The sequence below is a fragment of the Phenylobacterium sp. genome (genome assembly GCF_036677185.1).
Taxonomy (GTDB): domain Bacteria; phylum Pseudomonadota; class Alphaproteobacteria; order Caulobacterales; family Caulobacteraceae; genus Phenylobacterium.
Genome location: NZ_JAKFEN010000021.1, coordinates 172803 through 186376 on the forward strand (window position 1 = coordinate 172803; position 13574 = coordinate 186376).

The 13574-nt window shown below is 68.5% G+C and carries 13 protein-coding genes; 2 read left to right on the plus strand and 11 right to left on the minus strand.

Annotated elements, in window-relative coordinates; all coding sequences use genetic code 11:
• Nucleotides 1-387 precede the first annotated feature (387 nt).
• Nucleotides 388-999, plus strand: a complete 612-nt coding sequence (locus V6M51_RS12770) for a TetR/AcrR family transcriptional regulator (RefSeq protein WP_332767699.1) — start codon at nt 388-390, stop codon at nt 997-999.
• A 73-nt stretch (nt 1000-1072) separates the two neighbouring features.
• On the opposite strand, the gene V6M51_RS12775 is transcribed toward V6M51_RS12770, so the two are convergent.
• The 7 genes from V6M51_RS12775 to V6M51_RS12800 form a co-directional block, all read right to left on the minus strand.
• Nucleotides 1073-1516 carry a nuclear transport factor 2 family protein gene (locus tag V6M51_RS12775; protein WP_332767701.1) on the minus strand — a complete coding sequence of 148 codons (444 nt, stop codon included), beginning with the start codon at nt 1514-1516 and terminating at the stop codon, nt 1073-1075.
• Complete coding sequence (locus V6M51_RS12780; protein ID WP_332767703.1) at nt 1513-2463, minus strand: alpha/beta fold hydrolase; 951 nt, start codon at nt 2461-2463, stop codon at nt 1513-1515. Before V6M51_RS12780 ends, V6M51_RS12775 begins: the two co-directional genes overlap by 4 nt.
• Nucleotides 2464-2756: 293 nt before the next feature.
• Nucleotides 2757-3572 carry a PhzF family phenazine biosynthesis protein gene (locus V6M51_RS12785; RefSeq protein WP_332767705.1) on the minus strand — a complete coding sequence of 272 codons (816 nt, stop codon included), beginning with the start codon at nt 3570-3572 and terminating at the stop codon, nt 2757-2759.
• The gene (locus V6M51_RS23880; RefSeq protein WP_442957855.1) at nt 3572-4009 is read right to left on the minus strand and encodes a LysR family transcriptional regulator; all 438 of its coding nucleotides are present in this window, start codon (nt 4007-4009) and stop codon (nt 3572-3574) included. Before V6M51_RS23880 ends, V6M51_RS12785 begins: the two co-directional genes overlap by 1 nt.
• A gap of 105 nt (nt 4010-4114) precedes the next feature.
• Nucleotides 4115-4372, minus strand: coding sequence for a hypothetical protein (locus V6M51_RS12790; RefSeq protein ID WP_332767707.1), 258 nt, complete (start codon nt 4370-4372; stop codon nt 4115-4117).
• Nucleotides 4369-5100 (minus strand): hypothetical protein, encoded by a 732-nt coding sequence (locus tag V6M51_RS12795; RefSeq protein WP_332767709.1) that lies wholly within the window; start codon nt 5098-5100, stop codon nt 4369-4371. The genes V6M51_RS12790 and V6M51_RS12795 overlap by 4 nt, the downstream gene beginning before the upstream one ends.
• 58 nt (nt 5101-5158) lie before the next feature.
• Nucleotides 5159-5926 carry a creatininase family protein gene (locus V6M51_RS12800; protein WP_332767711.1) on the minus strand — a complete coding sequence of 256 codons (768 nt, stop codon included), beginning with the start codon at nt 5924-5926 and terminating at the stop codon, nt 5159-5161.
• Nucleotides 5927-6194: 268 nt separating this feature from the next.
• Between V6M51_RS12800 and V6M51_RS12805 the strand changes: the two genes are divergently transcribed.
• Complete coding sequence (locus tag V6M51_RS12805; protein WP_332767713.1) at nt 6195-7286, plus strand: diaminopropionate ammonia-lyase; 1092 nt, start codon at nt 6195-6197, stop codon at nt 7284-7286.
• A gap of 7 nt (nt 7287-7293) precedes the next feature.
• On the opposite strand, the gene V6M51_RS12810 is transcribed toward V6M51_RS12805, so the two are convergent.
• Genes V6M51_RS12810 through V6M51_RS12825 form a run of 4 tightly spaced genes read right to left on the minus strand, consistent with a single transcriptional unit; the run spans nt 7294 to nt 13552 of the window.
• The gene (locus tag V6M51_RS12810) at nt 7294-8292 is read right to left on the minus strand and encodes a threonine ammonia-lyase (protein ID WP_332767714.1); all 999 of its coding nucleotides are present in this window, start codon (nt 8290-8292) and stop codon (nt 7294-7296) included.
• Nucleotides 8289-9365, minus strand: coding sequence for a PepSY-associated TM helix domain-containing protein (locus V6M51_RS12815; RefSeq protein ID WP_332767715.1), 1077 nt, complete (start codon nt 9363-9365; stop codon nt 8289-8291). The genes V6M51_RS12810 and V6M51_RS12815 overlap by 4 nt, the downstream gene beginning before the upstream one ends.
• 3 nt (nt 9366-9368) lie before the next feature.
• On the minus strand, nt 9369-12563 hold the full coding sequence (locus V6M51_RS12820; RefSeq protein WP_332767716.1) for a S41 family peptidase: 3195 nt from the start codon (nt 12561-12563) through the stop codon (nt 9369-9371).
• A gap of 29 nt (nt 12564-12592) precedes the next feature.
• Nucleotides 12593-13552, minus strand: coding sequence for a pyridoxal-phosphate dependent enzyme (locus V6M51_RS12825; protein WP_332767717.1), 960 nt, complete (start codon nt 13550-13552; stop codon nt 12593-12595).
• Nucleotides 13553-13574: the final 22 nt, after the last annotated feature.

Sequence of the window (13574 nt, forward strand, 5' to 3'; positions counted from 1 at the left end):
TTGAGGTGGCCCCGGAAAATCAGACCGGCGGTTATGGCAGGCTCGCCTTTGAACGATGGACTTTATGACTGGTAAGCGGAAGCGGTGCTCGGCTGCCTTCAAGGCCAAGGTGGCGCGGCGAGTGCTGGAATGCGCCGGATCACGTAGACTATTGGTCGTGCCCCGCGAGAAATCGCTGCGCGCTCATTCACCAAGCCGCGCTACTCCCAGAGCCGATAGCCGCCTGCTCCGTCGATGGCGGCTCGCTCCGCTCTCGGCAGCCGAGCTGGCCGCAGCGTTGGAATCCGGTGACGCCGCGAGCCTCAGTCAGTTGGTATCAATCTACTCAGACTGCCCCCAGCCAGTGCTAGTATAAGCTAAGGGGTTGGGTCGCCTGCGGAGGAACGGATGGAGAGTCAGGTCCGCAGGCGCGTTCGGCGCACCGTTGAGGCGTCTCGGCAGACGATCCTCGAAACCGCTGAGCGATACCTCGCCGAAGAAGGCCCACATGGCGTGAAGGTGCAGCGGATCGCGCGCGACCTTGGGCTAACGGATGCCGCCATCCACTATCACTTCGGCAACCGGGAAGGGCTTCTCGAGGCGTTGCTGCGGTTCTCCGGGCGTCGGTTTGTCGACGAGCTTACGTTGGCGATGGAGGCAAGCGGCTCGCCGTCGTTCGACCTTGGAAAAGCGGCTCGCCTACTTACCGATTTGTACGAGCGGCGCGGTGCGGCGCGGCTCGCCATGTGGCTGATCCTCTCCGGGTGGTCGCCGAGCGGCGGCGGAATGCTCCAGCCGCTCGTCGACTGGCTTCATGAGGCGAGAACCCGCCGCGCCCTGGAAAGCGGTCTCACCGCTCCACAGCTGGAGGACAGCCAGAAGCTGATCGCGCTCCTCAGCGCCGTGACATTCGCCCAGGCCCTCTCTGGAGACGCGTTGCTGCGCAGCGTTGGATTGCAGGCCCTGCCGCGGGAGGACTTCCTCTCGTGGGTGACCGATCTGTTGGAGCAGGAGTCCTGATGCCCCCCGGCAGGCGGAGACCGCCAACCTCGGGATGCGCCAAGTCGAGGCCGCGCCAAGCCCTTGAACGGCCCTAGACGTAGCTGGGGTCGAGACCTTGGCCCCAGCCGGCCATCCAGCGCTCGAACTCGGCGCCCGTTCCGGGATCATAGATGTCGATGATCCGTTCGATCAGGCCATCCCGATAAGTCGCGATCTCCCAGAGCCGCGCGGACGTCGAGGGAGCGCCGTCGCGTTCGAAGCGCATGCCGCTGTGGACGAGGACGTTGGCGCCCTCCTCCTGGATCGAGGAGTCGATGCCGACGGTTCGAATGCAAAGCTTGTCGAAGCGTTCAACTGAGCGTTCGAGCCCCGCGAGGACCGAAGCCCGCCCCTTGATCACACAATGGAACGGCATGTTCATCACCTCGTAGGTGATGTCCTCGTGAAAGAAGACCCCGAGCGGCGCCCAATCGCCGCTGACATACGCAGCCTCGAATGCGGCGCGCTGGGCGATAAACCGTTGGATAAGCGTCACGTCCGGCTCCTTGTCTGGCGACTTCTTGGAAGATCCGCGGTGCGCTGCAACGTCGCGTGAGCCGCCCGCGTGATTACAAGTTGGAGCTCAGCGGCCAGGGCGGCCGGTTGATCTTCCTGGATGTTGTGGCCAGCGCCGGGGACGACGGCCCAGCCACCCCGCGGAAAGCGACCGGCGAACTGTTCCAGCCCCGCCTGGCTGAGCACGCGGCTGCGGCCGCCTTTCACCACTAGGACTGGGCATGAGATCCGCGGCGCCAGATCGGCGAGTTCCGCGAGCTTGCCGAGGATATGTGGAAAGTTGGTGGGGCGCCGCCGGTCGGCCTTCCAGCCGAAGCCGTCCGGACCGGGGGTCAGCAGCGACTGATAGCGGTAGAGCATCAGGTCGGGGTCGGTTCGCGGACTTACGGCCAGCGCCTGGCGCACGAGGCCCTCCACCTGCGCAACGGGTCGCACCCCTTCGATAAAGGCGCGCATGCGAGCGCTGGCGGTGAAGTTCACTTGGTCGCCGACGTCGATGAAGGTGAGGCTTGCCAGCCTGTCGCCCAGCGCCGCAGCCGCATGACCCGCGACGCAGCCGCCAAGGGACATGCCAGCAAGGTGTATCGCGGCCACGCCGAACTGACGCACCAAGTCCCTGACATCCGCCGCCCAGCGCTCCACGGAATACTCGTCGGCCCACCCACTGGCGCCATGGCCACGCAAGTCGAGCGCGATGCAACGGACATCGTCCCCAAGGGCGAGGGCCAAGAGGTCGAAGGTGTGCGCCGATAGCGCGCCACCGTGCAGCAGGACCAGGGTGTGGGGGTCGCCCGGCCAATCCAGATAGTGCAACCTTAGGCCGTCCGAGGCTTCCAACCAGCCTGATGCGGGGAGTCGATGGGTCCGGAACGGGATGGCCCGCGCCAGGGCCAATCGGCTCAGAAGTTGGATCGAAGGCTGGTTCATGCCGGATCTCATCACCAGGAAGAAACGGATACTTAGATAACTCTAAGTATCATTTCAACCCGCGGCGGAGCCGAGAGACCGGACCGGGTGATCGGAACCTCCATCGGAGCGATCAACGCCGGCAACGCGCCGGAGAACCACCTGCCGCAGCTACGCGAATTCTGCGGGCGGATAACCCACAGCCCATTGCTGCAGGCCACCGGCCTGGCGCCGGGACATCAGCGGAAGCATCTGGATCTCCGGTTTTCAGGGGTGAGGGACCGTGGGCGCACGACGCGCGGGTGAGTAGCGCCTCATGGCCCTACCCTCAGCCGGGCCTCCGAGACGGTGAAGGCCTTGCCGCGCAACGTCACGCGGTCGCCCTCCACTCGACCCTCGAGCTCCGCGCCGCGGCCTGGGTACGCCTGGTGGAAGCGGATCGGACCGGCCTTGAATCGGCCCGCGAAGATCGGGGTGAGGATGCCGTGGAAGGACCCGGTGGCCGCATCCTCCGGGATCCCGTAGCCCGGCGCGAAGAAGCGATCGATCACGTCAAAAGCGGATCCCGCCTCAGCTGGCGCGGCGGCGCCGACATTGCCCTGCCCACCGTGGGCCAGGGAGACCAGGCGTAGGGCCTCGTGTCGAGGCTCCAGGGCGCGCACCTCGTCCGCGGTCTCGAAGATCGCCACCAGGTAAGCGCCCGCCCAGACCTCGGTGGGGCGCACACCGAGCGCCGCCACCAGCTCAGGTGGAGTGGGGATGGGGGTCGCCTGTTGGGCTGGCAAGGTCATCTCGTAGGCGTCGCCGCTGCGCTGCACGCACAGCTCGCCCGAGAGGGTTTCGAACTCGAGGGCTTCCGCTCCCAGTCCTGCTTCCGCGAACAACATGTGGGCGGCGGCAAGGGTCGCATGTCCGCAGAGCGGCACCTCGACCGCGGGCGTGAACCACCGCAGCCCGAACCGTGACGGCATCTCCGTCCGGCGCAGGAAGGCCGTGGCGCCTACATTGTTCTCGCCGGCAAGCCCCTGCATCCAGGCCGCGTCCGGCCAGGCGGACAGCGGCTCCAATATGCACGCGGCATTGCCCCCGAAGGCTCGCGACGTGAAGGCGTCAATCATCCACTGCCGCATCATCGGCTCCCGACTCTCGGCCGCACGCGGCGCGGGAGCCTATACTTGGCCGCAAGCACCCGCGCAGGGAGGGTCGAAACCGACAATTTTCGGGGACACTTCGCCAACCTGCGCGGTCGCCCCATGGCCTCGCCCGCCAGCCCTTCCGCAAGCCCCATGCGGAGCGTTGGGCCGCCGCTCGAGAATGCGCGTAATCCGCGAACCGAAAGGTCTACGTCATTGAGAATTCGCCGCGCGTCGATCAAGAACCGCTCGCCGGCCGGGGGCAGGCGCGTCGATCGCCGGGTTCGTTCCAACAGGCGGACTTTGAGCTCAGTCTCCAGGTCCCGGATCTGGCGGCTCAGCGGCGACTGCTCAATGCCGAGCCTTTCTCCCGCGTGCGAAAAATGGAGCTCCTCGGCGAGGACTGTAAAGTAGCGGAGGTGACGCAACTCCATGGCTGTCTCGCGGATCAAAACTGCCCTTGCCGGAAGCCAACGCCAGCCGCACCAGGCTTAGTTGGCGATGCGTTGTAGCTCCTGGCTAATTCTGTCGAGAACTCGTCATGGGGCCTTCGCTCCGGATCGGCGGGGCTGAAGGGTCACGCCGGCGACCGCCGGCAGCGCCGCCATGCGGTTCGCGCAGAGCCTGCTGGCGCGCTCGTCCGTCTCGAGGCGGACCTCGATCCGCAAGCCCGCGCCATGTCCACGGACCGCGAGTTTGGCTGGCGTGAGTTCATAGAGCGCCAGGACGCCGACTACACGGCTGAGGTCCCGCACGCCGCCGTACGTCTCGATGCTCAGGTCGTACGCCGGGCTCATACGGCGCGCTCGGCAAGTCGACGTCCAGGGCGTTCACTCGCCATGCGGTCGGCCTCCTCATGGGCGGCCGATGTTCCGCCCTCGCCTGCTGCAGGACCCCTGAGACCCGATCGCCGATGGCCCGCACCCGCGACTTCACCGACGCGGCGGACTCGCCGAGGTATTCCGACGTTGATGATCCCGCCGGCGTTGACGACATAATCCGGTGCGTAGGTCACGCCTCGGGTGAAGGGCCGAAGGCTGTCCTCGTCCCCCGCCAGCTGATTGTTAGCACCGCCGCAGACCAAGGGCGCGCCAAGGTCCGGGATCGCATCGACGTTGAGGACGGCGCCCAGGGCGTTCGGGGAGAAGACCTCCGCGTCTGCCCGATGGATGCGCTCCACGGGGACGACCTCGGCCCCGAACCTGCGGCGGACCTCTTCCGCCCGCCCCTCGTCCACATCGGCGACCACGAGGCGGGCGTCGTGCTCGTTCAGGAGCGCGCAAAGCTTGAATCCGACCGAGCCCAGACCCTGCACCGCGACGTGGACGCCGGTCAGCGGCCGCCCAAGGGCGGCCTGCAGTGAGACGAAGACGCTAAGCGCCGTCCAAGGTGCAGGGTCGCCTTCGGCCTGCGCGCCGCGATGCGGAAGACCCGCGACGAAGCTGCTCCGCCGCGCGACGATCTCCATGTCGGCGACACTGGTGCCGACGTCCTCGGCATGGGTCGGGGTTGGGAATGAGATCAAGACAGCGTCCCGAGGCGCATCGTCCGGCCAGCCACGGCCCTTTTGATTGTGCAGGCGATTAGTCAACCGAAGACGGCGGGCGAGGCGATGCTTCGGCCACGAACGTGCCGAGGTCTTCAACAAGGCCCCGAACGGCGGCATCGATCAGCTGACATCCCTTCTCGAGGGTCGCCAGGCCCGGATCCGAGCCTATGCGGCCGTCCGGGAAGCGGGCGCGGAAGTCCAGCGCGTCGTAAATGGGGCCCTCGGGCGCGATCTGTGGAGCGTACGCGACCGACTTGACCATCTCCGGATAGGCGGCCTGGGTGATGGCGATTTCGGAGGGCGTGGCATGGCTGCCGTGTCCCGTGGGGAAGAGGTTCTTCGCCAGGGCCATGACTCCGGGCAGGTCCCACCAGTTCCTCAACTTCAGCAGGAAGGGCGCGCGGTGTCCGCCGAACGAGAACTTGGCGTAGATCTCCGAGAACGCCGCCTCGATCGAGTTGGTGTTGCCCCCGTGACCGTTCAGGAAATAGATTCTGTCGAAACCGCATCCCGCAAGCGATCCCATCCAGTCGCCGATCGCCGCCTGGAAGGTCGATGGCCGCAGCGAGATGGTCCCCGGGAAGCCCAGGTGATGTTGGGCCATGCCAATGTTGAAGGTCGGGGCGACCAGGATATCGCTGGCCTTCGACGCCCGATGCGCGATGATCTCGGGGCAGAGCCAATCGGTGCCGAGCAGGCCGGTCGGGCCGTGCTGCTCGTTCGAACCGATCGGGACGACGATCGCCCGGGATCTGGCCAGGCGGGCGTCGATCTCCTGCCAGGTCGAAAAGGCCATCAGCATGGGCGATCCTCTCTGAAGAATTGCGGGCCCCGCCTCAGGCGGCGGGGCCCGCGTCCGGATCAGGGCCGGAACAGTGCTCGGGCGTGGGGGCATGCTCGAAGGCTGTGGGGAGCGAACCCCTGCGCCCCTGAAGAAGACGTCCGAGGCGCGGCGGTCCCCTACCGCCCAAGCGCACGATTTTTCGACCGATGCGCCGCGAGGTAGGGTCGTCCGCCGCCTAGGCGTCTTTGAAGGGACCAGGCACTCGACGGCTGGGGGGAAGAAAACCATGCGTCTGACGATGAACTCACGGGCCGAGCGAGGCGCCTATACGAGCACCGAGGCTGAGATCGTCTCGCTCGCGGCGGCCGAGGCCGCCCGCGCCGAGATCGCCACCTGGCCGGGCTACGCCCCGACCCCGCTCCTCAGCCTGCCGGCCCTGGCCGCCGAGTTCGGCGTCGGCGAAGTCCTTTACAAGGATGAGTCCGGACGCCTGGGCCAGGGGAGTTTCAAGGTCCTGGGCGGCGCCTATGCGGCGACGCTGACCTTGCGCGAGCTGGACGGCGCCGGGCCCGTGACGCTCTGCTGCGCCACGGACGGCAACCACGGCAGGTCGGTCGCCTACGCCGCCCGCGAGCACGGCTGCCGCAGCGTGGTGTTCATGCACGAGCACGCCCCCGACTTCAAAGCCGACGCGATCGAGGCCCTCGGCGCGCGCGTCGTCAGGACGCGGGGGACCTACGACGACTCTCTCCGGGAGGCCCACAGCGCCGCCCTGAGCGAAGGCTGGGTGCTGATCGCCGACACCAGCGAGGATCCCGCCGATCCGACCACGCGCCGCGTCATGCAAGGCTACGGCGTGATGGTGCTGGAACTGCTCGACCAGTTCGGGGTGCGCGAGCCGCCCACCCATGTCTTCCTTCAGGGCGGTGTGGGCGGGCTCGCCGCCGGGGTCGCGGGCGTATTGGCCGAGCGCTACGGATCGAGCCGCCCGACCGTCGTGGTCGTGGAGCCCGAAGCTGCCGCGGCCCTATTCGAAAGCGCCGTCCAAGGCGCTCCGTCCCGCGTCGGCGGCGACTTCCGGACCGCCATGGAGATGTTGTCGACGGGCGAAGCCTCCCCGGTCGCCTGGCCGATCCTGCAGCGCCGAGCCGACGCCTTCATGGCCATCGACGACCAGGCGGCGATCGCCGCCGCCGAACGCCTCTCCAGGCGCGAAGTCGGCCGGCCGGCGCTCGACGTGGGCGTTTCGGGCGCGGCCGGCCTGGCGGGCCTCGCCGAGCTCTCGAAGGACCGCGCCTCGGCCGACTGGCTCGGGCTCGAGTCGTCGTCGCGAGTGCTGGTGTTCGGAACGGAGGGCGGCGCGGCACCCCTCGCCTAGATGAAGCCTATCCAGCCGCCCGCAGATGGGCGGCGAAGCCGTCGATATCAATATTGGCGCCGCACACGAGCACCCCCACCCGTTTGCCCGCCAGGCGCTCGCGCAACGGCCCGAACAGAGCGGCGCAGGCCGCCGCCCCCGCCGGCTCGACGGCGAGCTTCATCTCGCGGAACATCACGGCCATGGCCCGGCGTATCTGGTCGTCGTCGACCAGGACCAGCTCGTCCACATGCCGCCGGCACAGCGCAAAGCTGTAGGGCAATGCATAGGGCGGCGCCAAACTGTCGGCGATGGTGGCGACGTCCGCCCGGCTGGCCGGCGACCCAGCCGCGAAGCTGCGGCTCATGGTGTCCGCGCCGACGGGTTCAACGCCGAAGACCAGGCAATCGGGTTGCAGGCGCTTGATCGCGCTGGCGACGCCGGCGCAGAGCCCGCCCCCGCCAACCGGCACGATCACCGCGTCCAGTCGACCGGCCTGGTCCAGCCATTCGGCGCCCAAGGTCGCCGTGCCAAGGGCGGTCAGCGGCCCTTCGAACGGATGGATGAAGGTCCGGCCCTCGTCCCGTTCGATCCGAGCGGCCAGGTCGAAGGCGCTTCTGCCGTCCGGGGCGATCAGGACTTCTGCGCCATAGGCCTTGCAGCGTTCGACGCGCGCCGCATTGGCTGAGGCCAGCATCACCACCTTGGCTGAGGCGCCGACCTTGCGGGCCGCGAAGGCCGTGGCGATGGCGTGGTTGCCGGCGCTTACGGCTGTGACGCCCTGCGCCAAGGCGTCGGAGTCCAGCCGCAGGGCGACGGACAGCGCGCCGCGGGCCTTGAAGGTCCCGGTGTGCTGGAAGAGCTCGAGCTTGAGCACCACCTCGGTCGCGCCAAGCCATTCGGCGATTTCCCGTCCCTGCCAATGGTGGATGGGCGTGCGCAGGATGTGAGGCGCCAGCAGCCGTCCGGTCGCCTCGATCTCGGCGAGGGTCGGGGACGGAGGCGCGGCCGGACTCGCCTCTGTCATGCGCTCCTTCCCGTGTCCGCGGCCGTTACCCGCCGGCGCTTCCTGAGCTGGCGCCGCAACCAGATCGTCACACCGCTCAGGACCAGGACCACGGGCGCGAGACCGCCCAGGAAGATGACCACACGCCAGAGGGGCCACGCCTGAGCGCCGTCATGCACCTGCCGCAGGCCGCGTGACAGGGGGTCGCCTGCCGGGCTCACCCGGACCTCACCGGTGCGGAGCAGGACATCGATCCGCTTCGGTTGCTCGCCCCCAAACCGGACGCTCCAGGCGTCCGCCTCGCCGCCGTCTGGGAGGATAACGGCCAGCAGGGGCGCGGAGGCCTCGACCGTCCGGGCCACCGCCACGGCGTCGTCAATGGACCCTGGCGGATTCCGGCCAGCACTAACCGCGGGCTCCTCATCGACCACTCCGAATAGGCCGCGGCTGGCTTGCGGGAAGGCGACGCAGACACCGGTGATCGAGAGCACGGCCAGCGGGAGGCAAATCCAGAAGCCGACCATGTGGTGCAGGTTGAAAAGGGTGGAGGGGCCTCTGCGCCAGCGCAGGGCTTTCAGCACCGCCCCATTGCGCGGCCACCAGAGCCATAGGCCCGTGGCGCAGGAGACGAACATCGCCCACCCTAGCCAGCCCACTATCTTTCGGCCGATCTCCGGGATCATCAGCGAACCATGGAGGTTGTGCAGGAAGCCGAGCAGGCTGGCTCGAGGATCGCCGACCTCGCGCACAGCCCCCGTCGCGGGGTCCAGCCACGCAGCCAGCAATCCGCCGGAGGTCCGGCCGACCACCAGGACAGGATTGCCTGGCCGCTCGGGGAACCTGACCTGGACGGGTTCGGCGCGGCCCTTGAAAGCGTCCGTGGCGGCTTTGAGATAGGTGGACGGCGGCCGCGAGGCGGCGCTGTCCGATACCGAATAGCGCTGCGGTTCCAGCGCCCGCTCGAGCTCGTCGCGCCAGACCAGGGCCGCGCCACTGGCGGCCAGCGGCAAAAACGCGGCCAGCAGACCGACCCCGAGCCACAGATGGACGTTCAGCCAGAGGCGGCGCAACCGCGCCGTGAAGCGTGCGCCCATGGACTAGGGCCTCCGATAGACGGGGAACGGCGGGCGGACCAGCGGCTTGACGGGCGTTCGCTCGAGGGCCTCCAGCGTCACCCGCACCGCCTCTTCCAACTGCCGGTCGTGACCGGCGGCGACCGAGGCCGGGTCGTTCTCGACCTCGATGTCCGGCGCGACGCCGTGGTTCTCGATCTCCCACTGCCCCTTCAGGCCATAGTGGCCATGCGACGGCGCGGCCACGCCGTCTCCGTCCATCAGGGCCGGGGCCCCTCCGGCGGTGAGGCCGCCCCAGGTCCGCACGCCCACCAACGGACCGATCTTCTCCTGGCGGAACATCCACGGGAAGGCGTCGCCGCCGGACCCCGAGAGCTCGTTGATGATCATGGTCTTGGGTCCATAGATCTGCGCCACGGGGGTGCACCAGTCCTGGCCCTCCCGGGTGACGGCGCAGTTGCGCCGCGACCGCTTCAGATGGTCGATGAAATAGTCGGCGAACCGGCCGCCCTGGTTGAACCGGCCGTCGACCACCGCCGCAGCCTTGCCGACCTGGCCGAGATAGAAGCGGTTGAAACTGACCAGGCCGTCATCGGACGTGTCGGGCAGATGGACATAGGCGAGGCGTCCTCCGCTGAGCTCGTCCACCTTGCGGCGGTTGCCCTCCTCCCAGGCGCGCAGACGCAGTTCCGTCTCGTCGAACACCGGGACGACGGTGACCTCGCGGGCGTCACGACCCTCGGGATCGCCGGCCACCTTGATCTTCACGGGCCACCCGCCCTTGCCCTCGAAGACGCTGTAGATGTCGGTGGGTGGACGCAGGTCCTTGCCGTTCACGGCGAGCAGGTAGTCGCCGACCCTGACGTCGACGCCCAGTCCGGCCAAGGGCGCGCGCAGGTCGGGGTTCCACGCCTCGCCGTCATAGATGCGGGCGAAGCGGTAGCGGCCGTTCTCGATCCGATAGTCGGCGCCCAGCAGCCCGGCCTTGATCCCGGGACGATCGGGCCTTCCATCGGTGCTGACGAACATGTGGCCGACGGTCAGGTCGCCCAGCATCTCGCGGAACAGGTAGTTGAGGTCCTCGCGCCCGCCAAGGCGCGCGACATAGGGCGCATATTTCCGCTCGGCCGCGGCCAGGTCGAGGCCGTGGTGGTTGGGATCGTAGAAGTAGTCGCGCTGGAAACGCCAGACCTCGCGGTACATCTGCACCCACTGCGCCTGCGGATCGGTCTGGACCTCGTCCTTCGAAAGGTCGAGGCCGCCCTCCCCCGGCTTCGGCGCCGCCGCCGTCGGCGTGACGAACCATCGCCGCCCCTCCCGGTGGAGGGCCGCCACTCCGTTCCGGGAAACCTCGAAGCTCCGCACGCCGGTCAGGTACGGCTGGGTCTTGCCCGTGGCGAGATCGAACCGAACGACGCCCGCGCCGTTGGCCCGCACCCCGGTGCGCGGCGCGAAGATCGGCAACTCCTGCAGGAAGAGCACGCCCGGCGCCCCTGCGGCCAGGCCGACATAGTTGCCGGCCGGAACCGGCAGCGGAACGATCCGGTCCGCCAGGCCGTCCAGGTCGATCCCCGCCGGGCTGGCTGCGGGCGCCTCGGCGGCCGGATTCAGCGGCGCGCGATCTCCCTTGTTCAGAACCAGGGCGTAGACATTGCGGCTGACCGGCCGGTTGACGCCCGACAGGTCCATCCAGCTCAGCGCCAGGCCGAGATCGGTGCTGGCGGCGAACAGCAGCAGTTTGCCGCCCTGGTCGAAAACGGGATAGCGCGCGTCGCTCATCCCATCGGTGACCTGGGTGCTCTTGCCCGTCTCAAGCGAATGGAGGTGGATGGCATGGGTGTAGTTGGAGGTCAGCTTCGCATAGGCGAGCCACCGGCTGTCCGGCGACCAGGCCGGCGCAAGGTCATGCGTCGGGATGTCGTAGGGGTCGGTGTCCACCTTGGCGACTGCGCCGGTCTCCAAGTCCGCCCACCAGAGATTCAGCCGCTTGTCCTGCAGGGCGACCTTCTTGCCGTCCGGCGACCAGAGCAGGTCGTGGAAGAATGACGGCGGGTTGCCCAGGCCGATCTTACTGACCGCCCCTGACCCGTCCGCGTTTCGGATGTGCAGCGCGTATTCGCCCGACTCGTCGGAAAGATAGGCGATCCGGCGCCCGTCGGGAGACCAGGCGGGATCGCGATCGGCCACGGCGGGGCTGTTGGTCAGGTTGCGGCCGCCGCTCTTGTCCGCGGAGACCACCACGATCTCGCCCTGCGCCTCGAAGGCCGCAGCCGCCCCCGTCGGCGACAGTGCGACGTCCTCGACGGCGCCCGCCAGCTTCAGGGTTTTCGGCCGCGCCTCGGGCAGATCGTCGGGGACGCGGATATCGACCTTCGTCGATCGGCCCGTCTCCGGCGAGAACAGATGGACGTCGCCGAACTGCTCATAGACCAGGGCGTCCGGCCCCGCAGACAGGGTCTTGAGGTCGAGGCCGTCGTTGGCGAGCACCTGCCGGACGGTCTTGCGCCGGGTGTCGTAGGCGAACAGCGTCACCGGCCCGCTACGGTCGGACAGGAAATAGACGACCTCGCCAACCCAGACCGGCTCGGAGTCGTTCGAGTCCTTGCGCGGCGTCTTCTCGACCTTCAAGGTCTTGAGGTCGATCAAGTGGATCGGCGTTGTCTGGCCGCCGCGATAGCGCTTCCATTCCTTCTGCCACTTCAGGTTTGGGACATAGGCGACGCGCGATCCGTCGGGCGAGAAAGCGCCGCTCTCCCCGCGCCACATCGGCAGGGGCTCTTGGGCGCCGCCGTCCGCGGGAACCGTGTAGAGGCGGTGGAAGGTGGCGAAGGCGTCGCGGCCTGAGGCGAACAGCACATTCTTGCCATCCGGCGTCCAGCCCACCGCGAAGTCGGCGCCAGGGTGCCAGGTGAGCCGGCGTGGTTCGCCCCCGCCCGCCGGCATGACGAAGACGTCCCGGTTCCAGTCCGACCGGCTGGTGAAGGCGATCTGGGTCCCGTCGGGCGAGAAGAATGCGCGGCCTTCGTCTCCGACTTTGGTCAATTGGCGGGCCTCGCCCCCCTCGCGGGGCACGCTCCAGAGATAGCCGCCGTGCGTGAATACGATATGGGTCCGGTTCAGGGTCGGGCCCTGGGCCAGCGGCGACCTGTCCCGCGCCGCGGCGCCGCCAGCGAGGACGACAGCCAGGACCGCCGTCAGGAATCCGGCTCTAAGCCGCATCGGCCTCTCCCAGGTTGGATTTCTGCGCATCACGGCCGCCAAGGCAGGTGCTCGAGATCGACATTGCCGCCCGTCAGGATCACCCCGACCCGGCGGCCATCCGACGGCAGCTTCCGGTCCAGGAGCGCGGCCACCGGCACGGCGCTGCTCGGTTCGATGACCACCTTCAGCACCTCCCAGACCAGGCGCATGGACGAGACGATGGCGGCCTCGTCGACCGTGACGAAGTCGTCCAGCAGGGCGCGCAGGATCGAAAAGCCAGTCCCGCCCAGCGTCGTGCGCAGGCCGTCGGCGATGGTGTCCGGCGGATCTCCCGGCGTCAGGACGCCCGTCGTCCAGGACCGCCAGGCGTCGTCGGCCTGGGCCGGCTCCACCGCCCAGATCTTGGTCGAAGGCGCCAGGCCGTGGACCGCCACGGCCGTGCCCGACATCAGCCCGCCGCCGCCGACCGGCGCCATGACCGCGTCCAGGTCGGGAACCTTGGCCAGCAGTTCGGCCGCCGCCGTCCCCTGGCCGGCGATCACCTTCGGATCGTCATAGGGATGGATCAGGGTCGCGCCACGCTGCGCGACAATCTCCTCGGCAGCCGCCTCGCGCGCCGCGATCGTCGGCTCGCAGAACGTGATCTCGCCACCCAGCCGGCGCACGGACTCTACCTTCGCCGTGGGCGCGTTCGACGGCATGACGATGAAGGCCGGAACGCCGCGGTTGCGCGCCGCCAGGCTCAGCGCTGCGGCATGGTTGCCCGAGGAATGCGTCACCACCCCGCGCGCGACCGCCCCCTCGTCCAGGGCGAAGACCGCGTTGTGCGCGCCGCGAGCCTTGAAGGCGCCGATCCGCTGCAGGTTCTCGCACTTGAAGAACACCTTCGCCCCCAGGATCTCGTCGAGCCGCCGCGAGGTCAGCACCGGCGTGCGGTGGACGAAGGGGGCGATACGCGAGGCGGCGGCCTCGATATCGGCGAGGGTGACGGGAAGCTGGTCGATCATGGTCGGGCGGGCTTTTCCAAGG